General features: G+C 35.9%; 28 protein-coding genes. 5 read left to right on the top strand and 23 right to left on the bottom strand.

Annotation, left to right across the window (positions count from 1 at the left end; genetic code table 11):
* Positions 1–35: 35 nt before the first annotated feature.
* Together MKY81_RS19530 and MKY81_RS19535 are read right to left on the bottom strand one after the other, a co-directional pair.
* Entirely contained in the window at positions 36–272 is a 237-nt protein-coding gene (locus MKY81_RS19530) for a YuzB family protein (protein ID WP_107921109.1), read from the bottom strand.
* Positions 273–330: 58 nt separating this feature from the next.
* Positions 331–666: a YuzD family protein gene (locus MKY81_RS19535; RefSeq protein WP_341118582.1), complete on the bottom strand. Its 336-nt coding sequence runs from the start codon at positions 664–666 to the stop codon at positions 331–333.
* Positions 667–744: 78 nt separating this feature from the next.
* Here MKY81_RS19535 and MKY81_RS19540 point away from each other — a divergent pair, with 78 nt between their 5' ends.
* Positions 745–1,038 (top strand): NifU family protein, encoded by a 294-nt coding sequence (locus MKY81_RS19540; protein WP_181294645.1) that lies wholly within the window; start codon positions 745–747, stop codon positions 1,036–1,038.
* Positions 1,039–1,090: 52 nt separating this feature from the next.
* Here the strand turns inward: MKY81_RS19540 and yutH are convergent, their stop codons facing one another.
* A complete protein-coding gene (gene yutH / locus MKY81_RS19545) occupies positions 1,091–2,095 on the bottom strand; it encodes a spore coat putative kinase YutH (RefSeq protein WP_108071737.1) in 1,005 nt (334 codons plus the stop codon).
* Between the two features lie 108 nt (positions 2,096–2,203).
* Here yutH and MKY81_RS19550 point away from each other — a divergent pair, with 108 nt between their 5' ends.
* Positions 2,204–2,704: a phosphatidylglycerophosphatase A family protein gene (locus MKY81_RS19550; protein ID WP_108071739.1), complete on the top strand. Its 501-nt coding sequence runs from the start codon at positions 2,204–2,206 to the stop codon at positions 2,702–2,704.
* A gap of 272 nt (positions 2,705–2,976) precedes the next feature.
* Here MKY81_RS19550 and MKY81_RS19555 read toward each other — a convergent pair whose 3' ends face one another.
* Both MKY81_RS19555 and MKY81_RS19560 read right to left on the bottom strand, forming a co-directional pair.
* Positions 2,977–3,741, bottom strand: coding sequence for a TIGR01457 family HAD-type hydrolase (locus tag MKY81_RS19555; RefSeq protein ID WP_325949567.1), 765 nt, complete (start codon positions 3,739–3,741; stop codon positions 2,977–2,979).
* Positions 3,742–3,791: 50 nt separating this feature from the next.
* Positions 3,792–4,229: a DUF86 domain-containing protein gene (locus MKY81_RS19560; protein ID WP_108071744.1), complete on the bottom strand. Its 438-nt coding sequence runs from the start codon at positions 4,227–4,229 to the stop codon at positions 3,792–3,794.
* Between the two features lie 140 nt (positions 4,230–4,369).
* Here MKY81_RS19560 and MKY81_RS19565 point away from each other — a divergent pair, with 140 nt between their 5' ends.
* Entirely contained in the window at positions 4,370–4,678 is a 309-nt protein-coding gene (locus tag MKY81_RS19565) for a cytosolic protein (protein WP_066235788.1), read from the top strand.
* Positions 4,679–4,691: 13 nt separating this feature from the next.
* On the opposite strand, the gene MKY81_RS19570 is transcribed toward MKY81_RS19565, so the two are convergent.
* Positions 4,692–4,967: a YutD family protein gene (locus MKY81_RS19570; RefSeq protein ID WP_066235789.1), complete on the bottom strand. Its 276-nt coding sequence runs from the start codon at positions 4,965–4,967 to the stop codon at positions 4,692–4,694.
* 111 nt (positions 4,968–5,078) lie between these two features.
* Here MKY81_RS19570 and MKY81_RS19575 point away from each other — a divergent pair, with 111 nt between their 5' ends.
* Entirely contained in the window at positions 5,079–5,777 is a 699-nt protein-coding gene (locus tag MKY81_RS19575; protein WP_341118585.1) for a YhcN/YlaJ family sporulation lipoprotein, read from the top strand.
* Between the two features lie 116 nt (positions 5,778–5,893).
* Positions 5,894–6,886 carry a M23 family metallopeptidase gene (locus tag MKY81_RS19580; RefSeq protein WP_341118586.1) on the top strand — a complete coding sequence of 331 codons (993 nt, stop codon included), beginning with the start codon at positions 5,894–5,896 and terminating at the stop codon, positions 6,884–6,886.
* Positions 6,887–6,891: 5 nt separating this feature from the next.
* Here the strand turns inward: MKY81_RS19580 and yunB are convergent, their stop codons facing one another.
* The 17 genes from yunB to MKY81_RS19665 all read right to left on the bottom strand — a co-directional run bounded on the left by yunB (position 6,892) and on the right by MKY81_RS19665 (position 22,728).
* Complete coding sequence (gene yunB / locus MKY81_RS19585) at positions 6,892–7,665, bottom strand: sporulation protein YunB (RefSeq protein WP_341118587.1); 774 nt, start codon at positions 7,663–7,665, stop codon at positions 6,892–6,894.
* A 71-nt stretch (positions 7,666–7,736) separates the two neighbouring features.
* Positions 7,737–8,039 (bottom strand): YunC family protein, encoded by a 303-nt coding sequence (locus tag MKY81_RS19590; RefSeq protein ID WP_341118588.1) that lies wholly within the window; start codon positions 8,037–8,039, stop codon positions 7,737–7,739.
* 74 nt (positions 8,040–8,113) lie between these two features.
* Positions 8,114–9,490: a bifunctional metallophosphatase/5'-nucleotidase gene (locus tag MKY81_RS19595; protein ID WP_341118589.1), complete on the bottom strand. Its 1,377-nt coding sequence runs from the start codon at positions 9,488–9,490 to the stop codon at positions 8,114–8,116.
* Between the two features lie 20 nt (positions 9,491–9,510).
* Positions 9,511–10,368 carry a DUF72 domain-containing protein gene (locus MKY81_RS19600; protein ID WP_341118817.1) on the bottom strand — a complete coding sequence of 286 codons (858 nt, stop codon included), beginning with the start codon at positions 10,366–10,368 and terminating at the stop codon, positions 9,511–9,513.
* Positions 10,369–10,491: 123 nt separating this feature from the next.
* Positions 10,492–11,889: a Fe-S cluster assembly protein SufB gene (gene sufB / locus MKY81_RS19605; RefSeq protein ID WP_066229210.1), complete on the bottom strand. Its 1,398-nt coding sequence runs from the start codon at positions 11,887–11,889 to the stop codon at positions 10,492–10,494.
* Between the two features lie 86 nt (positions 11,890–11,975).
* Positions 11,976–12,407, bottom strand: a complete 432-nt coding sequence (gene sufU, locus MKY81_RS19610) for a Fe-S cluster assembly sulfur transfer protein SufU (RefSeq protein WP_066229213.1) — start codon at positions 12,405–12,407, stop codon at positions 11,976–11,978.
* The gene (locus MKY81_RS19615) at positions 12,397–13,626 is read right to left on the bottom strand and encodes a cysteine desulfurase (protein WP_341118590.1); all 1,230 of its coding nucleotides are present in this window, start codon (positions 13,624–13,626) and stop codon (positions 12,397–12,399) included. The genes sufU and MKY81_RS19615 overlap by 11 nt, the downstream gene beginning before the upstream one ends.
* The gene (sufD, locus tag MKY81_RS19620) at positions 13,626–14,936 is read right to left on the bottom strand and encodes a Fe-S cluster assembly protein SufD (RefSeq protein ID WP_341118592.1); all 1,311 of its coding nucleotides are present in this window, start codon (positions 14,934–14,936) and stop codon (positions 13,626–13,628) included. The genes MKY81_RS19615 and sufD overlap by 1 nt, the downstream gene beginning before the upstream one ends.
* Positions 14,937–14,953: 17 nt before the next feature.
* Positions 14,954–15,739 carry a Fe-S cluster assembly ATPase SufC gene (gene sufC, locus MKY81_RS19625; protein ID WP_107921121.1) on the bottom strand — a complete coding sequence of 262 codons (786 nt, stop codon included), beginning with the start codon at positions 15,737–15,739 and terminating at the stop codon, positions 14,954–14,956.
* 261 nt (positions 15,740–16,000) lie between these two features.
* Positions 16,001–16,159 carry a hypothetical protein gene (locus MKY81_RS19630; RefSeq protein WP_181294575.1) on the bottom strand — a complete coding sequence of 53 codons (159 nt, stop codon included), beginning with the start codon at positions 16,157–16,159 and terminating at the stop codon, positions 16,001–16,003.
* Positions 16,160–16,495: 336 nt separating this feature from the next.
* On the bottom strand, positions 16,496–16,834 hold the full coding sequence (locus tag MKY81_RS19635; RefSeq protein WP_341118593.1) for an SCP2 sterol-binding domain-containing protein: 339 nt from the start codon (positions 16,832–16,834) through the stop codon (positions 16,496–16,498).
* Between the two features lie 163 nt (positions 16,835–16,997).
* The gene (locus MKY81_RS19640; RefSeq protein WP_108069888.1) at positions 16,998–17,303 is read right to left on the bottom strand and encodes a thioredoxin family protein; all 306 of its coding nucleotides are present in this window, start codon (positions 17,301–17,303) and stop codon (positions 16,998–17,000) included.
* A gap of 72 nt (positions 17,304–17,375) precedes the next feature.
* Positions 17,376–17,759 (bottom strand): glycine cleavage system protein GcvH, encoded by a 384-nt coding sequence (gcvH, locus tag MKY81_RS19645; protein ID WP_341118594.1) that lies wholly within the window; start codon positions 17,757–17,759, stop codon positions 17,376–17,378.
* 78 nt (positions 17,760–17,837) lie between these two features.
* Positions 17,838–18,194 carry an arsenate reductase family protein gene (locus MKY81_RS19650; RefSeq protein ID WP_066229346.1) on the bottom strand — a complete coding sequence of 119 codons (357 nt, stop codon included), beginning with the start codon at positions 18,192–18,194 and terminating at the stop codon, positions 17,838–17,840.
* Between the two features lie 100 nt (positions 18,195–18,294).
* Entirely contained in the window at positions 18,295–19,635 is a 1,341-nt protein-coding gene (locus MKY81_RS19655) for a glycosyltransferase family 2 protein (RefSeq protein ID WP_341118595.1), read from the bottom strand.
* A gap of 111 nt (positions 19,636–19,746) precedes the next feature.
* Positions 19,747–21,522: an acyl-CoA dehydrogenase family protein gene (locus MKY81_RS19660; protein ID WP_107921123.1), complete on the bottom strand. Its 1,776-nt coding sequence runs from the start codon at positions 21,520–21,522 to the stop codon at positions 19,747–19,749.
* Between the two features lie 30 nt (positions 21,523–21,552).
* Positions 21,553–22,728: an acetyl-CoA C-acetyltransferase gene (locus MKY81_RS19665; RefSeq protein ID WP_108069894.1), complete on the bottom strand. Its 1,176-nt coding sequence runs from the start codon at positions 22,726–22,728 to the stop codon at positions 21,553–21,555.
* Between the last annotated feature and the right edge of the window lie 7 nt (positions 22,729–22,735).

Below are 22,735 nucleotides of genomic sequence, written 5' to 3' on the forward strand. Positions count from 1 at the left end.
CGAAAAAGAGGCTATAAATAGCCCCCTTTTCGCTTTTAAAACATCGGATTTTCTTCTAAATATTTATATATATTTTCGACGAGCTCTTCTGAAGTTTCACCTTTTACATATTCTCCATTTACAAGCGCAAAAGGTGCCATTCCACAAAGATCGCAATAGTCTAAGCAGCTATATTCTACAATATCCAGATTTGGATCTTCTTCTAGAATTTCAAGAGCCTTAAATGCTCCACTTGCAAGATTGCTCGCACAAAACTCTATTATAGGATTCAAAGATAGTCACCTCACTACCAAGGTTTATCCTACCCTTTTTCATCCTAACAGTCAATTATTATAGACCTTCGTTCACAGGCGAATAGCCGTATTTTTCCAATTCGGCATAAATAGTTTTTAATCGTGGGTTTCCTTCTCCAACAATCTTACCTTCCAATGTAACAACAGGATAGAACATATCCTCTTCAATTACTTTCTCAGCAAAGCGCTTAACACTTTCTTCTTCAGGTGGATTATAAATGTCAATTAAACGCATCGTAACTGGTTGATTTGGATATTTTCGAGAAATGGCCGCTTCTAACCATTCAAATGTGTCCTTTGAAGACGGTAAATTCACACAGCTTGCACAAATGATTTCTGCACCGTATATAATAAGTTCCACTTGTTTTTTCATCTTATTTAATTCTCCCCTTTCTTTTATTGTACACAACATTTGGAAAATGAAAAGGGGGTAACGAATGAAGTTAGATAGATAGATTTTTTTTTAATTACTGATTATAATAGGAGTATGGAAAGGAGTCGATATTCGATGTCAGAACCAACTATCATTGAAAAAGTTCAAGAAGTATTAGATAAATTACGCCCGTTCTTATTACGTGATGGCGGCGACTGTGAGTTAGTTGATGTTGAAGATGGGATTGTTAAGCTTCGCCTTTTAGGTGCATGCGGTACTTGCCCAAGTTCAACTATTACACTTAAAGCCGGTATTGAACGTGCATTATTCGAAGAGGTTCCTGGTGTAGTAGAAGTAGAACAAGTTTTTTAATATTAAGAGCGATTCAAGTTGAATCGCTTTTTATTTTTGTAAAAAAAACCTTCTAACTTATTAACCAATCAACTACAGGAACATTTAACCTTCCCGAAACTTCTGCTATCTGAAAAAAGTCACTTAAAAATTTTTCATATTCGACTGAATCCCTCATATACTTTCTTAATCTTTCCTCCAAATGTTTTTGATGCTGTTCAGAATTAGTAATAAAATATTCTTCTATGCATTCAAAATAATGAAGTGGAAATAATAAGCGAGCATATAAAAGCCTCCAGGAAAAGGGTGAAAGTGGTGTAACGGATTGATAGCTTCTTAAAAAATCTTGAACATCTGGTAAAAATGTTCGTTTGTTGCGAAAATATTGATCACGAATCCATTCGGCAATATCTCTGCTAGGATGATCAAAAACCCAGTCAAATGGATTACGAATCCATTGGTTCTTTCCCCATGAATTTTTATTGAAACGTTCATGACAAACCGTTCCGGTATCAATTTGAACTGGTGAATCATCTATTTCAGTATCGACGAGATATTGAATTGCATTTTCACATACACCCATATAATAAGGAAATGAATCAACGAATAAATGCTCAAATTCCTGATCAGGATGTTCTTGTACTAATCGATACCATGCTTTTTCCATTTGATCTAGACGGGTTTCCCAAAATGATTTCCACTGACCTACGCGACTCACATGTTCAAAATTGGTTTGAATTGATCTTCCTCGGAAGTGAAACTTGGCAAGTTTTCTTCCATAATTTATATGACGCGGCAATGATGATGATTTATTTTGAAGCAACACATAATCCTCTTCATTTGAAGTAATAAGGTATTTATTTTCGGTTGAGAGAACAAATCTTGAAGTATACTTGTCACCCATACCTGCTATATGCTCAGACATTTCGTATAATTCGACAAGTACGTCCTCTTTAACATTAGTGACAGGAACGAGAGTATAAATTGAATCATTTGCCATATACCGAATGAACTTCCCATCTAGGAATGAATTTTCGACTTGGACGTTGAAAAACTTTTTAAGAATATCAACTGACATGATCTTCCCCCTTTCATCAAAGTTGCCAGTAATAATATATATGATGAAATAAGGGATTTAAACTCATTGTTTTGTTTTTATCAAATAAAAAAGAAAAGGTGAATTGCTATGACAAATAATCCAAAAATGACCTTATCAGAAAAAACGGCTAGAGAATGGCTAAATAAACGTGGAGTTACTATTGAAGATATTGCTGAATTGGTTATGTTTTTGCAGAAAAAATATCATCCTGACTTACAACTAGAGGATTGTATCGAAAATATTAATCGTGTTTTATCAAAGCGGGAAGTACAAAATGCCATATTAACAGGTATTCAATTGGATATTTTGGCGGAAAAAAAGTTGCTTGATGAACCATTACAATCCATCATTGAAGTAGATGAAAGTCTTTACGGAGTGGACGAAATTTTAGCCTTTTCCATCGTGAATGTGTATGGATCGATTGGTTTTACTAATTACGGATACATCGATAAGCAAAAACCAGGTATTCTGCAAAAATTAAATGATCATTCCTCAGGAGATTGTCATACATTCCTGGATGATATTGTAGGGGCCATAGCTGCTGCTGCGTCAAGTAGATTGGCACATAGAGCAGTTGATGACGATTGAAAGTAGAAGCGTACATTTTTGGATAAATGTACGCTCATTTTTTTTGGCATTTCATTTATTTTTCTCATCGTTATCTTCCCGAATCCTGTTCTTTCGGGAACTTCATTCAGACTTTTGCATCTTCATCTTCCTGAATACTGTTCTTCCATTGGAGCAAAAAGGCATCAAACTCCTAACTCTTATGGGATAGAGGAAGGACGATATCTGAATCGAAAGGATACTGCGAAAAAGCTGGTGCCTGTAGCGGAAAGGAACTATTCATTGGTTTATTCTTACAATTCCCATTCATCTAGGGAATTAACTGCATATGTCGGTTGTTTGTCTTTTTCCAATAGAGCTTCCTTCGTTGTAACCCCTGTATGAACGAGGAGAGTATCCATTCCCGCTCTCATTCCAGCTAGAATATCTGTATCGTAAAAATCACCAACCATGATTGTCTCTTCTTTATTTGTGCCTAAATAGGCTAATGCTTGGTCCATGATAATGGATTCAGGTTTTCCAATAAAGATTGGTTCTGTTTGGGTAGATACTGTAATTACTGATGTTATTGAACCATTCCCCGGTAAGAAGCCTCGTTCCGTCGGTAATGCGATATCTGCATTCGTTGAAATAAATGTAGCGCCATTTCGAACTGCTAAACAAGCTAATGCTAATTTTTCATAATTAATTTCACGGTCGATTCCAACGACGACAAAATCGGGATTAGTATCGTTAAATTGTAGTCCTTTATTTTTTAATGCCGTTTTTAAGCCTTCTTCTCCAATTGCATAAACGGTACCGTCTTTTTTTTGCTTATATATGTATTCGGCAGTAGCCATTGAAGTTGTAAAGACTTGATTAGCTTGTGCAGGTATATCAAAATCACATAATTTTTTTGCTACCTGTTCAGGTGTTCTTGATGAGTTATTCGTTACAAAAAGATATGGAATTCCTTTTGCCTTTAGTCGATGAATAAAATCGCCGGCAGCATCAATTTTTTCACTGCCACGATACATCGTTCCATCTAAATCAATTAAATATCCTTTATATTGTTTCATTTTATTTTTTCCTTTCTATTTTAAAAAAACGCTTCCAGATGGATAGCGTTTTAATTTTTGAATGCGGAAACTGGTCCTAGTTCATTTTCTAAATAGCTTCTTACACTTGGAGCAAATTTAGAAAGTGGTTCTTTATTCTTTACAAATATTTTGCACATTTCTTCATGATCGATAGATGTATATTGCTGTACAAGGATTTTTCGGTACATGATGATTTCCATTAATCCTTTTGCCATTTCTTCGTTAATTACTTTCTCATCAAGTAAGATGTCAATTATATCCTCATAACTGCCTGGATCTCTCATAATAAAACCGTCGATCATGGAGTTGCCGACATCGAGGATTGATTCAATTATTGTATGGGCAATTCTTTCTAATGCGCATTTTTCAAGTTCTGTTTCCCATTTTTCAGTTGTATTTAAAAGCTGGAGCCGGTTCTCCATATAATGTAAAGTTGTTTCGATTTTTTCCCGATCTACAAAGTACACTGCTTTCGCACCCTTCCATTTTCCTTGTTTCCTACAATATTTATTTTATCATACCCATTAAACGATTTCTCCTTCTTGAGGATTGTTTAAACGTAAATAACACATAATAAGATTAACTCCTAAAAAGGAAGTGTATCAATATGGATGAAAAATATGAACATATAGATAAAGAAGATATTCCTTATACAGATGTATCAACCGTTGAGACTAGAAAAAATTTTATCATACCCGAGGATTTACCCGAAGGTTCGTATGGAGCACCTCGAGGTGAGAATGAACCTGTCCAAGGAAAATCCACTCCATGGAAAAAAGGTCAACGACCATATAGTGCATTTAATTATGAGTTTAAGTCCTTTCATCAAGATTTACCAAGAGAATACCCCGGTGCTCATCCTACACATGATGACGGTGAGGTTAATCAAGAACCTCCATATGATGAAAGCAACTAGCCCTTAAACGGGGCTAGTTTTGCATTTTTTTTGCTACAAAATAGGCACAGCCAAAATTACAATATTCATACAAGTATTCGGTCAACGTACCAATTTTTGTATCAAACGTTGCTTTAGGATTTTCATCTTCAAAGAAGCCCCTTAATCTTAATTGACCATAACCCCAATCACCAACTATATAATCATATCTTGATAATATGTCACTAAACCGATTTCGGAATGCTTCTTCATTAAAACCATTGCGAAATTCTTTAATAATCTCGTAAGATTGATTATTAATACTAATCATCTAACCACCTCTTTTATTTTCCCTTAATTAAAATTATAACTTAATCCCCATCAATTACTAAGAAAAAAAAACTGATTCAAGTGCAATATAACAAATAGGAGGTGTTTTATTTTGCAAAAACGATTAATTGCAGCTGCTCTTTTAGGTACAGCCCTTCTTACTGCATGTGGTACCAATAATAAAAATGTTGCCGAAAGTCCCGGAATTTATAAGCACTCGGGAAATACGATAAATAAACAAAATGACGAAGATTTGTACAACCCGGAAAAAGTGAATACACAATCTGAAAAAGAAAAAGAATTTGGTTTTGTTCGCCAAGTAAAAAGTCCAGTACCAAATAAAAACGTCAATTTCAATCAAAATAACGCGATGAACAGGGAAAAAGTTGCTAAATCAATCAGCAATATGCTTGTAACCATTCCGAATGTCCATGATGCTTCGGTACTTGTTACTGACGAAGAGGTATTGGTTGCTTATCGAACAGATGCTAAAGACAAAAAAGACCGCTTTGAAGTAGCTGATCAAGTGAAGAAAACAGCCATGTCAGTGGTTCCAAGATGGTTTCATGTTTATGTTACAGATGATACATCATTAAGGCAAGATGTTAAAAATATTGCCTACATGGATTCAAATTCACAAAATAAAGAAGAAACCATTAAAGGTCTCGTTAAAAGAATGTTAAGCCGTTCACCTCAAGGGCGTAAAGTAAATGATGGAGAAAACCCAAACGGTGAAGTTATTAATAAACATAAAAACAAAGCGGAAGATCAAGATGAATACCGCGAACGAATGGATAATGGGAACTTATAGTGATTAACTGCGTCGTAATAGACGCAGTTTTTTTACCATTATTTTATACTTATGAAATATTCGTTCGTTCAAATAATAATTGATAGCAATCATTAAGTTACAAGGAGGCAAAGAATGTGCGTATCCTACTATCTTCACTTCTATTGCTTGCATTTATTTCGCCAACTTGTTTTGCTTCAAGCAAAACTTTATCAGATGAAGAAATTTTTCAAAAAAGAATGGAATTATATAAAAGGGTAGAAACAGTTACAAATATTCCTTGGTATTATATGGCTGCAGTTGATCATTATGAAAGAAGTATCCGTTCAGTTAGAAATGATTTGCCAAAAGCAAAAGGGATAACAGGCATTTATTTTAAACCCGAACAATGGAGCGGTCTTTTAAATCCTGACAGGAAAGATGTTCATCCGTTATCTATTCAGTTTTTTAACGGAATAGGTGTCGATGGAAATGGCGATGGAAAGGCAAACATAAATGATGACGTCGATATTCTATTTTCATTTGCCAATCATATTTTAAATTACGGAATAGATGAAGATCAATTTAAAATTGCTTTATGGGAGTATTATAAAAGGGATAAAACCGTTGGTATCATCATGGAGAAAGCAAGGCTCTATAAACATTTTGGCAGATTAGATTTAAATCATAAAACATTTCCTTTACCGAGAGGATATAATTATACGTATCACAATACTTGGGGAGATTCTAGGGGCTGGGGAGGCAGGAGAATACACGAGGGTACAGATATTTTCGCAGGATATGGCGTCCCCGTTCGATCCACAAGTTACGGTATTGTTGAAATGAAAGGATGGAATAAATTTGGGGGCTGGCGAGTAGGCATACGCGATATTAATAATACGTATCACTATTTTGCTCATTTAAATGGATTCGCGAAAGGATTAAAGATTGGACAAATTGTGAAACCGGGAACATTGATTGGAAGTGTAGGAAGTACGGGTTACGGCCCTCCAGGAACATCTGGAAAATTCCCTCCGCATTTACACTACGGTATGTATAAAGACAACGGGCGCACAGAATGGTCATTTGATCCATATCCATATTTAAAACAATGGGAACGCTTAGACAGAATAAGAGCCTCAAAAAAATGAGGCTCTTATTTTTTCTTTGTTGATTCTTTTTCTTTTTTTTCTTCACCATCTAATTGAATTGATGGTGGGGATGATTCTCCGTTTCCATTATAATACTGTGGAACATCCATATGATAAGCACCTGTAAGTAGTGAAACAGTTTGAGAATATTCCTTAACATCTGTTGCAAATGGAATAATTGTTTGGACATTAACCTTCACATCAATATTTAATTTAATTTCAGTTCCATTTATTCCTGTTTCACCCATTTCATGTTTTAAATCTACAGCAGCATCACCAATCACATGTAATCTAATCGGAATATTAGGACCCAGATTTCCAAGTAGGATATTATCAGTTGCTCTTCCAATTGGAACAGAATAAACAAGTTCCCCTGAATTAGAGTCCTTTTTCAAATCAGTAAATCCTTGGATATTTCCTTCTTCTGCTCCGTCTAAATAAGATTGTATATCTTGTTGAATTTGTGCAGCTATTTTATTCCCTATCCCCGGATATATGGATATAGATGAGATATTTCCTTTATTATTTTCCTTAGTACTAATAATTTTATTTAGAGTTTCTTGATCATTTTTTAATTTATCAATCGCATAGCTTACAGCATTCGCAGCAATTTTTTGGTTTTGACTCTCTGCATACTTGATTAATGTTGGTTTAATCCCTTTATTAACGAGTAATATACCAATAACTGTCGAGAATGTAAAAAAAACAAACGTTAACAGAAGAACATAACGAACCGGCAACGGTCCGCGCCGGGATTTATGTGGACGAAATTTTACCAAGTTAAAATCCCCCCTTACAAGCTATATGTATGCTTGTAAGAGGGGATCTAGGATTACATTTACAAATGTTTTTATATCATTTTTAACAACGCATCTTTACCCATCATCCCTTTTTCAATGCCAATCTGTTCCGCTTGAATGGTAATTGATTCTAATGGAGCTTCAAGTAATTGTTCAATGGTTTTGACTCCAACGGCTCTACCTGCAATGATTTTTCGATCTTTTAATTTATCATTTAACAAACTAACATCCAGTGCACCGCACATAATATACCCGTTATCGTTCGACACAGTAAGTAGTGTAGTTTTTGGAAGATTTACGGTGGTGGCAATAAATGTATATCCATTAATTACGACTGGTTCAATTGTAACCAAACGCCTCGCTCCTTTCATTTATCCCAACTACTATTATGTGTATGGAATAGGCGTAAAGTGGTTACAATATCGGATTAATTACTGTATAACTTTTTCAACTTCCATTCCATCACATCACGGATAAATTCAGGCATAAAATACTGCTTCTCTGCTGAATTAAATTCCGGAAAGAAGTGTCCAAATGTATACATATCAACCGTTCCTAATGTATACATTTTATCTTCCTCAAGTATCATTCCATTAATATATAGGTCATTTTCCCGAATAGAAATATTATTGTAAATAAAATTTCCTAATATTGTTCCCCGAAATCCTAATCCTTTTAACTCTAATGGCGGCCATTTAGGATCAAATGATTGCTGTAGAACACTTTTCAACTCTGCCCCGCTTAGCTTTATCATACATGGATTAATCGGATGTGGAAGAATTTTATGGATTTCATATTTTGTTACAATCCCTTTCTCCAAATGATCGAGTAAGAGTCCGGCATTTATCATCGCACAGTCTGCACTACACCATTCTTGAATCGCCTCACAAAGAATATGTGGAAGAATTGAATCTTGAAACCACTCCACTGAAAGGGGTTCGGGTATTGTGACTACTTCTTGAAAAAGCAATTTCCTGCCGTCTTCATAAAACTTTTCAATTTCAATCGTTTCATTTATTGGTGCGGGTAAATTCTCTATCTTATATAATTGGGCTTTCTTATTTTTTATTTCCTTTTTTTCAACATCTATTTTCAACTGTACATGGCCAACAAACTTCCCATGTTTCCCCGCAGCACCCAATAAAGTTGTTCCGAGAGCATTTGTTATTAATCTCCCGTTTTCAAGAATATGATGGGTATGTCCACCTAGTATAATATCTATTTCAGGATAAAGTTTCGCTATTTTCTCGTCATCATGAATTCCTAAATGAGATAACAATATGATGATATCCGACTCTTTTTTCAATCGTTCAACTTGCCGCTGTATTTCTTCAATCGGATCTTTTAAATCCCATCCGAGAATAGAATACAATTTTTTAAAATTGGCGGTTACACCTGTGATTCCCACTTTTATTCCCTTTTCTGTCTGATAGATTTGATAAGGGATTGTCCAAGATGGTCGTTCATTTTGTTGATTATATAAATTAGCTAAAATGACATCAAACTCAGCTTCTGTGTAAAGAGTGTCCAAATCATTATACGAAAGGGTAATGCCCTCATTATTACCAATAGTTACAGCTTTATAGCCCACTTCATTTAGTAATCGAATATTTTCCTTTCCAACTGTTGCCTCTGTCAAAGGATGCCATCGGTCAACATGATCACCTATATCAAATAAAAAGACTTCTTCACCATTTTCTTGGTGAATTTTCTTTTGATGTAAAAGAAAATCTCTTATCCTTGGCCAATTTTCAAAATGACTATGTATATCATTTGTATGGTAAATATGAATAGTTTCAATCATATATTGCACTCCTAAATGTTCTAACTGTTTTCACTAAATAAATCTAATTGTCTTGGTGCTAATCCTTGATATTCTATGGATAACATCTCAATGAATTGTTTCGCATTATCTGCAGCATCTCCGCCGGAGTTATTATTAAATATTACATAAAGGTCCTTAGATTGCTTATTTAGCTCGATAATATACTTTTTCCACTCCAAAAGTTCTTGTTGGTTGTATCGATACAAATAGCGAACTTCTCTCCAATCGCCTTGATTTGGTTTTCGCCAACCATGAATATTTCTTCCATGGAACCGAATAAGTGATTTATACGTGTTCGTTGCTTCTAATATAATTGGTATAGAGCCTACCCCTGCCTGTGGTTCGTCACAAATACTATGAATCCAGCCTTCACTTTTCATAAAATCTAAAGTGCTTTTAATAAATTGCGGGTAATACCATGATTGATGTCTGAATTCCAGCGCGATCGGAAAGTCTTTCATTTTTGTTTTGCAATATCGTAAATAGTCCACATGGCTTTTTGTACAATCAAACCATGGTGGAAACTGAAATAATACCATACTCAACTTACCAGCTTCTTTGAAAAGATGAATCGATTTTTTGAAAGCATCGAACATTTCTTCTCTAGAAGAAAAAGGGATTTTCCCACGCCCATGTCCTGTCATTCCTTGGTATGCTTTGACAACAAATTGAAAAGTGTCAGGTGTGTCATTAATCCATTTTTGAACACTGTTCTCAGGTGGTACAGCATAAAAAGTCGAATCTACTTCTACAATTGGAAAATGTGCTGCATACTCCTTGAGCTTATCTTTTTGTGAAGACCCATTCGGGTAAATTGCATCATGATCTCCCCATCCAGCTAAACCTATGTATATCAATCGATTCACCTACTTTCCTTCATGATATCGTATCATAATTTCATAAAGAAGATGTAAAGGTAAGCCCTTTTATTCGAAAAAAATCACTTGGATCAGCTCCAAGTGATTTTTTCGTAAAGTTTATTAACCGATAGAACCTTCCATTTCGAACTTGATCAGGCGGTTCATTTCTACAGCGTATTCCATTGGTAATTCTTTCGTAAATGGTTCAATGAAGCCCATTACGATCATTTCAGTCGCTTCTTCTTCTGAAATACCACGGCTCATTAAATAGAATAATTGTTCTTCAGATACTTTCGAAACTTTCGCTTCATGTTCTAATGAAATATTGTCGTTTAAAATTTCATTATATGGAATTGTATCAGAAGTTGATTGATTATCCATAATTAATGTGTCACATTCGATATTTGAACGTGCGCCTTCAGCTTTGCGGCCGAAGTGAACGATTCCACGGTATGTTACTTTCCCACCGTGTTTTGAAATTGACTTAGATACGATTGTGGAAGAAGTGTTCGGTGCTAAATGCATCATTTTCGCACCTGCATCTTGGTGTTGGCCTTTTCCGGCAATCGCAATGGATAATGTCATACCACGGGCACCTTCACCTTTAAGAAAGACAGCTGGGTATTTCATTGTCAATTTTGACCCGATGTTTCCATCAATCCATTCCATCGTTGCATTTTCTTCACATACCGCACGTTTTGTTACTAAGTTGTATACGTTATTTGCCCAGTTTTGAATTGTTGTATAACGGCAATAAGCATTCTTTTTAATAATAATTTCTACAACCGCACTATGAAGTGAGTTTGTTGTGTAGACAGGAGCTGTACATCCTTCAACGTAATGAACATGTGCACCTTCGTCAACAATAATTAGTGTACGTTCAAATTGTCCCATATTTTCCGAATTAATACGGAAATATGCTTGAAGTGGTGTATCTACTTTTACACCCGGTGGGACATAAATGAATGATCCACCTGACCAAACTGCTGAGTTTAATGCAGCAAATTTATTATCTGTTGGCGGGATAACGGTTGCCCAATGTTCACGGAAGATATCTTCATTTTCTCTTAAAGCGGAATCCGTATCTTTAAATACAATTCCTAACTTTTCAAGATCTTCTTTCATATTGTGATAAACGACTTCTGATTCATACTGTGCAGATACCCCTGCTAAATATTTTTGTTCTGCTTCAGGAATTCCAAGTTTATCAAATGTATTTTTGATTTCTTCTGGAACCTCATCCCAAGAACGTCCTTGAGCTTCTGAAGGTTTAACATAATAAGTGATTTCATCGAAATCTAAACCATTCAAATCGCCGCCCCATTGAGGCATTGGCTTATTATAAAAATGCTCAAGTGATTTAAGTCGAAAATCTAACATCCATTGTGGTTCATTTTTCATTCGTGAGATTTCTTCGACGATTTCTCGAGTTAAACCTCTTTTTGAACGGAAAACGGAGACGTCCTTATCATGGAAGCCATATTTATAATCTCCGATTTCAGGCATTTTTTTTGCCATATCAATCATTCCTCCATCCTATTCGTTTTACATTTATGAAATCCAGTTATTGACTAGAGGATATTCTATTTATTAGTGTTTAGGAATTACTTGGAATCTAATCCCTTTTCCATCGCTTTCCATGCCAATGTTGCACATTTAATGCGAGCTGGGAATTTCGATACTCCTTGTAATGCTTCAATATCACCTAAATCTTCGTCTTCGTCATATTCCTTGCCTTGGATCATATCGGAAAAAATATGTGAAAGTTTAACTGCGGTTTCTGCATCTTTTCCGATAATCGCCTGAGTCATCATCGACGCAGAGGCCATTGAGATCGAACATCCTTCTCCATCAAACTTCGCGTCGACAACTTTTCCATCCTCTACTTTCATCGTTAAATGAATACGATCTCCACAAGTTGGGTTATTCATATCAATGATGACACTGTTTTCATCAATATGCCCCTTATTTCGAGGGTTTTTATAATGATCCATAATTACTTGGCGATAGAGAGTATCTAGATTGTTAAAAGACATCGCTGAAATACTCCTTTGTTTTTAAAAGTCCAGCAACAAAACGGTCAATATCTTCTTCTGTATTGTACAGATAGAAGCTTGCTCTTGCAGTAGCTGAAACTTTTAACCATTTCATTAGTGGCTGTGCACAATGATGTCCTGCCCTCACGGCAATTCCTTCTGCATCAAGTACAGTAGCGACATCATGCGGGTGGACATCATCTAAATTAAAAGTGACCACACCTGCACGTTTCGTTGCATCTTTCGGTCCATAAATGGTTACGCCATCAACAGTAGAAAGCTTATTTAAAGCATATTCCGCTAAGGCGTGTTCATGATTTAAAATATTATCCATTCCAATTTCTTCAAGGAAATCGATTGCCGCACCTAACCCAATCGCACCTGCAATAATCGGTGTACCACCTTCAAACTTCCATGGAAGCTCTTTCCAAGTAGAATCATAAAGGTCGACAAAGTCAATCATTTCTCCACCAAATTCAACTGGCTCCATGTTTTCAAGAAGTTCACGTTTGCCATATAATACGCCAATTCCAGTAGGTGCACACATCTTATGACCTGAAAATGCATAGAAATCACAATCAAGGTCTTGAACATCCACCTTCATATGTGGCGTACTTTGAGCACCGTCTACAACGATATATGCTCCATTTTCATGGGCAATTTTCGTAATTTCTTTAATTGGATTAATTGTACCAAGAACATTAGACACATACATTATGGCAACAATTTTTGTTTGGGCGGTTACTGTTTTACGTACATCCTCAAGCGTAATTGTTCCATCTTCCTGCATCGGGATATATTTCAATGTAGCCCCTTTGCGTTTGGCAAGTTGTTGCCATGGGATTAAATTACTATGATGTTCCATATAGGAGATGACTATTTCATCTCCCTCTTTAACATTATCACGGCCAAAGCTATTTGCAATGGTATTTATTGACGTTGTTGTTCCGCGTGTAAAGATCACTTCACTTGTCGAAGAAGCATTAATGAATCGGCGAACCTTCTCTCGGGCACCTTCATATTTATCCGTGGCTCTTGTACCTAATGTATGAACACCGCGGTGAACATTAGAATTATCTTCTTTATAATAACTATCAATCGCTTCAATGACAGAATAAGGCTTTTGAGATGTCGCAGCACTATCTAGGTATACAAGTGGATGTCCATTGACTTCTTGGTCAAGAATCGGAAATAATTTACGAATCTCTTTCGCATTCATTACTTAACTTTCCTTTCAATTACCTCTATAAGTGCACGTTTAACACCTTCGATAGGCAATTGATTTACTACAGGAGCAAGGAATCCATGAATGATTAATCGTTCTGCTTCTTTTTTCGAAATTCCACGGCTCATTAAATAATAAAGCTGTACTGGATCAACACGGCCAACAGATGCAGCATGTCCAGCCATTACATCATCTTCATCGATTAAAAGCATTGGGTTGGCATCACCACGTGCTTTTTCACTTAACATTAAAACGCGTGATTCTTGTTCAGCATCTGATTTAGAAGCACCATGTTCGATTTTTCCGATTCCGTTAAAAATAGATGAAGCGGCATCTTTCATAACACCATGTTTTAAAATGAAGCCTTCGGTGTTTTTACCAAAGTGAGTAATTTGTGTTGTAAAGTTTTGTGTTTGACTACCACGGCCAACAACGACAGTTTTTGAGTGGGAAGAAGAACCGTCTCCCATTAAATTCGTCGTATTATTAGAAATCGTATCACCATCGTTCATCATCCCCAATGCCCATTCAATATTGGCATCACGATAAGCAACTCCGCGACGGTTTACATAGGTAGTTACACCTTCCGCTAAATTATCAACGGAACCATACTCAATTTTAGCATTGCCGTTTGCAATGATTTCAGTAATGATATTCGCAATACCTTTAGCTTGTTCATTTGTTGAAATATAGTTTTCAACATATGTTACTGAACTATTATCATCGGCAACAACAAGTACGTGGTTAAATAGTGGTGCCTCGGTATGATCATGTACATAAATTGTTTGGATTGGCTCAGTAACTTCTACATTTTTAGGAACGTATAGGAATACTCCACCGTTCATAAGTGCCGCATGTAATGCTGTTAATTTATGTTCATCAACTTTTACTGCATCTTTCATAAAATATTTTTGAACAAGATCAGCGTGTTGTTTTACAGCAGTTAAAATATCAGTAAAAATAACGCCTTTATCTTTTAGCTCATCTGATAAGGTTAAAAATGCAGCGGTTTGATTATGTTGAATATATAAGTTTTTATTCGCATTTTCTAAATCAATTAATGATTTTACCGCTTCAGGTAGTGAATCTAAGGTTTGATATTTATCACTTTCGATCGTATGCTGTGTAAATTGAGTAAAATTCCATCTAGTAATTCTAGTTTTGTCAGGCTTAGGCATTGGAAGCTCTTCCGATTTAGCTAATGCTTGAATACGAAGCTCCGTAAACCACTCAGGTTCACCCTTTCCTTCTGAGAAGGAGCGAACATAAGCCTGATCCACTGAAAGATTTGTTTCTACAGTCATGTTAAGTCCTCCCAACTTTATGCTTCTTGCCCTACTGTTTCGTCTTCAATTCCAAGTTCATGCTTAATCCAGTCATATCCTTCAGACTCCAAGCGAGCTGCCAATTCTGGACCGCCGGATTTAACAACACGACCTTGCATCATTACGTGAACATAGTCAGGAGTAATATAGTTTAATAAACGTTGATAGTGAGTAATGATTAAGCAACCAAAATCATTGCTACGCATTTCATTGATTCCTTTTGAAACAACTTTAAGTGCATCGATATCTAGACCTGAATCGATTTCGTCAAGAATTGCAATTTTTGGTTCAATCATCATTAATTGAAGAATTTCATTACGCTTTTTCTCTCCGCCGGAGAAGCCTTCATTAAGATAACGTTGTGCCATATTTGGATCCATTTCAAGCAATTCCATTTTTTTATCCATCTCACGGATGAATTTCATTAAGGAAATTTCATTGCCTTCTTCACGACGTGAATTGATTGAAGAACGTAAAAATTCAGCATTTGTTACACCGCTGATTTCACTAGGATATTGCATCGCTAAAAAGAGACCTGCGCGTGCTCTTTCATCAACTTCCATTTCTAAAACATCTTTACCATCAAGTGTGATGCTGCCTTTTGTTACGATATATTTAGGATGGCCCATAATAGCAGATGATAATGTTGACTTACCAGTACCATTTGGACCCATGATTGCGTGAAATTCGCCGCCCTTAATCTCTAAGTTAACACCTTTTAAAATCTCTTTACCTTCGATCTCAACATGTAGATCTTTAATGATAAGTGTAGAACCTGCCATGATTATACCTCCGTTGTATATAAAAATTTCAAAACTCATTCTCAATTTATTCTCATTATAATCTTATAACAAATTAAAACTATAAGCAATAAGGAAAGTCCGCCCTTCGATTTTCTTTGAAAGTCCGTATTTAATCACTTTAGTTTTACCTTTATATAGCAATTCATTCAAGTTGTTAATTCGTTAAAAAGATTATGTATTTGGTCATTGTATAGAAGGAAAAAACCAGTGTAGTCAACACTGGTTTCTCCTACTTTTATATTATAAATTACTTAACATCTTTCGTCCAAGGTCCGCTACCATTCTTTGGGATTTAATATACTCATTATCTCTTCTTCTTTCAACGAGCATCCTCACTTTATGCCTTCTTTTGTACACCTCATAGCCAACTCCATGTGCACCTTGTAATGCCTTTTCCATGTCATTTGTGTACTGTAACTCAAGAGAGTTAATAACGAATCATCCCTTCCATATTTGCTTTAAAACTTACGAATACAATCGTAACAAACATCAATAAAACAAACAAAAGGCATATGAAAGGTTTATTTACTTCATCAAACGTTTTAAGAGCTTGATGGCAAAATTATTTTACGTATACTTAAAAATCATTACGAATCCTTCATTATAGTAAAGAATGCTCCGGTATGATAAACCGAAGCCTTCTTTTAATGATTATTTATTTAAAACAGGGTAAATGCGTCAAGAACAAAAGTGGAGGAGCATTGGATAGCCCCCTTAACGTCAAATAAAAAGTTTTTATGCGATTTTGTATTCTCTGCATAACCATAATAAAGATTCTACTAGCAACGAATACCGATATGATCCTTTCACTTGAACTTCACCATATTTAACCAATTGATATAGACGAATATCTCCATTTAAAAGTAATGGTAATGCTTGTTTAGAAACATGTATTTCTAAGTCAACTTTTTCATCTATATTTGATGTATAATTGCTTTGTACCTTTGAAAGATTCATAGCCCATATTCTATCTTCACATTTGAACGATATTGAAATTTGATGACTTGGAAGGAGTGTTTGTAAATGACTTCTTCTATTTATTTCAACTAATACCCGTTTGAATAATGTGTCCACACAGATCCCCACCCTATGCTTTTTACATTATTAATTCACGAAACAAACGATATATCCTTTAGCAATCGTTCAACAATGTTTTTAAAAATAAAAAAATAGATAGCTTATCTTGTCAAAACAAGGCACTATCTAGTTATTTCCCAAGAAATTTGTCGAGAAACAATTAAAATTTCTTTAACACATCATATAAATTCGTAACCGATTGAAATGCATATATTTTTTCCTTACATTCTCCATTTTGGAATATCAATAAGCAAGGAACACTTTCTATGGAATACTGTTCGGCAATTTCGGGCATATAATTTAAATCTGCTTTGCTATATTCAAATTCAGGAACGATTTTTTCTACTATCTCTAGCATTTTTCCTGCTACCTGGCATGTTCCGCAAAGTGGAGTGTAAAAATAAAGCGCAAGATTATCGGCATTCTCTGTATTTTGAATAACTTCTTTCTTTGTCCATTCTTTCATAAAAATATTTCATCCTTTATATAACAAACACCTTGGATCTAACCCCAAGGTGTTTTCATTTATTAATATTTATTAATCTTCTTTAATCATTTCTCCATATTGCTCAGCTGACATTAACTCGTCTAATTCAGCCGTATTACTTGGTTCAACAACAATCATCCATGCTTTTTCATATGGTGATTCATTGACAAATTCCGGGCTGTCACTTAATTCCTCATTTACGGCAACAACTTTCCCGCTAACCGGTGCATATAATTCAGAAACTGTTTTTACAGATTCGACGCTGCCGAATGGTTCGTTAGCTTTCACTTCGTCCCCTACTTCCGGTAGTTCAACGAAAACGATGTCGCCAAGCTCAGCTTGAGCAAAATCAGTAATTCCGATTCGCAAACTTTGCCCTTCTTCTTTCACCCATTCATGTTCTTCAGAATAACGTAATTCACTTGGTAAACTCATAGTAGAAATACCTCCAATGATTATTTTGAAAAAAATAGTTACATAACTCCAAACGCAAGTAGGCTAACTGGTGCTAAACTATAGCCATGTCTTTTCATACATCTCTTCATTAAAACCGACTGTCACTTTATCATGATCTGTTAGAATGGGGCGTTTAATGAGCATTCCATCTGAAGCAAGAAGGGCTAACAGCTCATCTTCGGATGCCGTTTTTATACGATCCTTCATTCCAAGTTCACGATATTTTTGCCCTGATGTGTTAAAAAACTTCTTCAACTCCAGGCCACTTTTTTTATAAAGTTCTTCTAATTCTTTTTGAGTCGGTGGATTTTCAGAAATATGTATGGCTTCAAAGGAAATATTATGTTCTTCTAACCACTTTTTTGCTTTTCGACATGTCCCGCATTTTGGGTACCAATAAAATGTTAATGCCATCATGATTCACCACCTACTAATCAAATATATGATTCGACACTAATTTTATTTTACCTTCTTATTTATTGAAATTCAAAGGTATTATTTTAACCGTACCTCATCATTTCCATTTCCTCTCCATTTTAAAAAACTCTTGTATATACCCATACGTCGAAACTGGGGACATTATGATTTGGTAGAAAAGAATAAAACAAATAAAACCAATTGTATTGTTTCTTATTTTTAAGTTTAATGGACGAAACACAAAGCGCTTTTGATATAGGTAAAGTACTCCAAAGCTTATTAAAGTTAACGGTAAAACGAGTAATGTCATTGGTCCGACAATCCAATAATGTCCAAACAATGCTAGAATTAATCCAGGTATCCAAAAAAGCGTGTAAGTGATATCTATAAAAGGCATGATCAAATTTACACCCGTTAAATATTTGGTATATAGTTGCGGTTGCTCCCAAGGTTTAATTGCTTGTAATCCTTCAATCATTCCTCTTGCCCATCTTGAACGTTGGCGAATAAATTGCAGCAAAGAAGTGGGAACATCGGTGAAAGCTACTGCAAGGGGTTCAAAATAAACTTTTCTCTTTTTTTCGAGTAATCTCCAAGTGACCACAATGTCTTCGCCAATGGCATTTGGCCACCCACCTATTTCTTTCAAATCCTTTATGCGATATATGCTAAACGCACCTTGTGCTACTAATGTTCCTTGGTATAAGCCTTGCAGTCTTTTAATTGAAGCTATGCCTAAGAAATAATCCCATTCCTGAATTTTCGTCCATAGATTATCACGACTGTTTCGGACGAGTACTGAACCTGCAACAGCGGCAACATCATTTGGACTACTTTCTATTCTTGCGATAAGGTTTCTTACCGCAGATGAATGGAGGATGGTGTCCGCATCCAATGTAATGACATAGTTGCTTTTTACCCACTGTAATCCATAATTTAATGCATAAAATTTTCCGCGCCTTTTCTCATGTAACAATTTAATATTCAATTGTAATTCATCTATCGCTCTATTTACTTCAGCCACTGTTTGATCATTTGATGCATTATCGATTACAAGGATAGTAATCTTTCCATGATAATCTTGGTTCTTAATGTATTTTAACGTATTGTAAATTCTTTTTTCTTCGTTAAATGCTGCAATTAAAATAGTAACTGGTTCTGTTGGATTTTCATTTTTAAATTTGGGTTGTTTATCGAACAATAAACTGATAATTAGAAATGCATTTAAATATCCTGGAATATAAGAGATTCCGGAAATAATTGCTATTGCTATAGGATAAGTAACAATTTTTGCTAAATCATGAATCCAAGGAAAAGAAATAATTACAGAAAAAGCCATCCAAAGTAAAGCGATGAAATGGCTTACCCAAAATTTAAACTTGACGGTTATATAAATTTTTTGCTGGAGTTTATTGAGAAGATTCCACGAGTTGTGCATTTAAATGCCTCCAAATTGTAAACAACAACTTTATACAGTCATTAATTTTATCATGTGACATTTAATTTTAAAAAATCCCTGATGCGATATCAGGGATTTTCATGAATTTTATTAAAGGACAAAACGTTCAGCTTCAATAAGCTTCACAGATGCCTCACGTTTTTTAGCAATGACATTAATTGGTGTATGGCGAGTCAATTTTCGAAGTGCAGATAGCATCATTCGTAATGTATCACCATCTTCAATGGCAACAACTGATTCTTTTGCCAATTGTTCAATTTCATTGATTGATTCCTGACAGAAGATTTGTGTATAAAGAATTTTTTGCTGGCTCTTTTCAACACCTTCTTTAGCAATTGCTTTTTCTGTACGAAGAACGACAGATTCCATTGCATAGGCTAAAGAAATAATATCCGCCACATTAACAAGAACTTCTTGCTCTTGTTCAAGTTTCGTTCCGAATTTTTGTGCGCCAAGTCCAGCAACCATAAGCGCCACTTTTTTCGCACTGCGTGTTAAATATTTTTCTTGATCTAATGCGCCATCTCCAATTTCTTCCGGCATCATCATCATAAGTTCTTCCTGTAAGCTTTGCACTTTTTGAAGTAGTGGTAACTCGCCCTTCATTGCCTTTTTCATTAATGTTCCAGGTACGATTAAGCGGTTGATTTCATTTGTTCCTTCAAAAATACGGTTAATACGAGAATCGCGGTAAGCTCGTGAAATTTCATATTCATCCATAAATCCATAACCACCATGGATTTGGACACCTTCATCTACTACATAATCAAGAACTTCTGAGCCAAATACTTTGTTTAATGAACATTCAATTGCATATTCAGCAATAGAATTAGCAATCTCTTGACCATCTTTTACATCGACATGGCTCATTCTTTCGTCAAAAAGACCTACTGTACGGTATACAGAACTTTCAGCAGCATAAATTTTCGAAGCCATTGTTGCTAATTTTTCTTTTGTTAAATTGAATGCTGAAATCGGTGTTTTAAATTGTTTACGTTGATTTGCATATTTCACAGTAATTTCAAATGCGCTTTTTGAACCGCCAACTGTACCTACTCCCAATTTGTAGCGGCCAATATTTAAGATGTTAAATGCGATTTTATGCCCTTTACCAACCTCACCAAGTAAATTTTCAACAGGAACTTCTGCATCTTCTAAAATTAATGTACGTGTCGAAGAGCTCTTAATTCCCATTTTCTTTTCTTCTGCACCTGTTGATACTCCTGGGTATTCGCGTTCTACGATAAAGGCTGAAAATTTATCCCCATCGATTTTTGCGTATACAACAAATACATCCGCAAATCCAGCATTGGTAATCCATTGTTTTTCACCATTCAAAATATAATGTGTCCCTGCTTCATTTAATTTAGCAGTTGTTTTTGCACCTAACGCGTCTGAGCCTGAGCTTGGTTCTGTTAATGCATAGGCAGCTAGTTTTTCACCTGTTGCAAGCAGTGGCAAATATTTTTTCTTTTGTTCTTCATTACCGAATAACACGATCGGTAAGGATCCAATCCCTACATGTGCACCATGGGAAATGGAGAAACCGCCGACTTTGGCCATTTTTTCAGAAATTAATGCTGAGCTTACTTTATCTAATTCTAAACCGCCATATTCTTCAGGTACATCTGCACCTAACAACCCTAAATCACCTGCAGATTTTAATAGTTTAACAGAGCGGTCAAATTCATGCTTTTCCAAATATTCTACTTGTGGGACAACCTCATTATTTACATAATCCTCAGTTGTTTTTGCGATCATTTTTTGTTCGTCGGAATAATCCTCTGGAGTAAACATTTGCTCATAAGAAATATCCTCAATTAAAAAGCTTCCACCTTTAATTAATTTATCTGTTTGATTAGCCATTTTTACTTCCTCCTAAACGATGTTATTTTTCTAAATTAGTTCAAAAACACCTGCAGCACCCATGCCGCCGCCAATACACATAGTCACAACACCGAATTGCACATTGCGTCTTTTCATTTCATGAATCAACGATAATGTTAATTTTGTCCCTGTGCATCCTAGTGGATGTCCGAGGGCAATCGCGCCACCGTTTACATTGACAATTTCCTCATTCAAACCTAACTGGCGAATAACTTGAATTGATTGAGAAGCAAAAGCCTCATTCAATTCGAATAAACCAATATCAGCTAGTTCTAGTCCTGCAATTTTTAATGCTCTTGGAATCGCCTCAACTGGCCCAATTCCCATAATTTCGGGTGGTACACCGGCTACTGCAAATGAACGGAATTTAGCCATTGGCGTAAGTCCATGTGACACAGCTTTTTCACGATCCATTAATAACACAGCGGCTGCCCCGTCACTCGTTTGAGAAGAGTTTCCTGCCGTCACGGATCCTTTAAGATTAAATGCCGGTCTTAATTTTCCAAGTACTTCTACACTCGACTCAGGACGAACCCCTTCATCCTCGCTGAATACTACATGTTTCTCTACCAATTTATTATCTGCACCGACAGAACGAAGTGTGACATCTACCGGTACGATTTCATCGGCGAATTTCCCTTCAGCAATGGCTTTTGCGGCCTTTTGATGGCTTCTCACTGCAAATGCATCTTGATCTTCACGTGAAACGCCGAACTTCTGCGCAACTTGTTCAGCTGTATGCCCCATTCCCATATAATATTCGGGTGCCGTTTCTGCTAGAGTAGCATTCGGGCGGACAACATGGCCCATCATTGGTACTAGACTCATAGATTCCGCTCCACCTGCTAGTACTGTATCTGATGATCCAAGCATGATTCTTTCTGCACCGTAGGCGATTGATTGAAGACCTGATGAACAGTAACGGTTAACCGTTACCGCAGGTACCGTATTTGGAAGGCCTGCCAATGCACCAATATTACGCGCCATATTTAATCCTTGTTCTGCTTCCGGCATCGCACAGCCAATAATTAAATCATCTATATTCCCTTCATAATTCCCCGCACGTTTCAAAGTTTCTTTGACAACTAGTGCACCTAAATCGTCTGGTCTAACATTTGCGAGTGTCCCTTTGCTAGCTTTACCAACCGGTGTTCTAGCACCTGCTACGATTACTGCCTCACGCATTTGATTC

Source organism: Heyndrickxia sp. FSL W8-0423 (genome assembly GCF_038009395.1).
GTDB lineage: Bacteria > Bacillota > Bacilli > Bacillales > Bacillaceae_C > Heyndrickxia > Heyndrickxia sporothermodurans.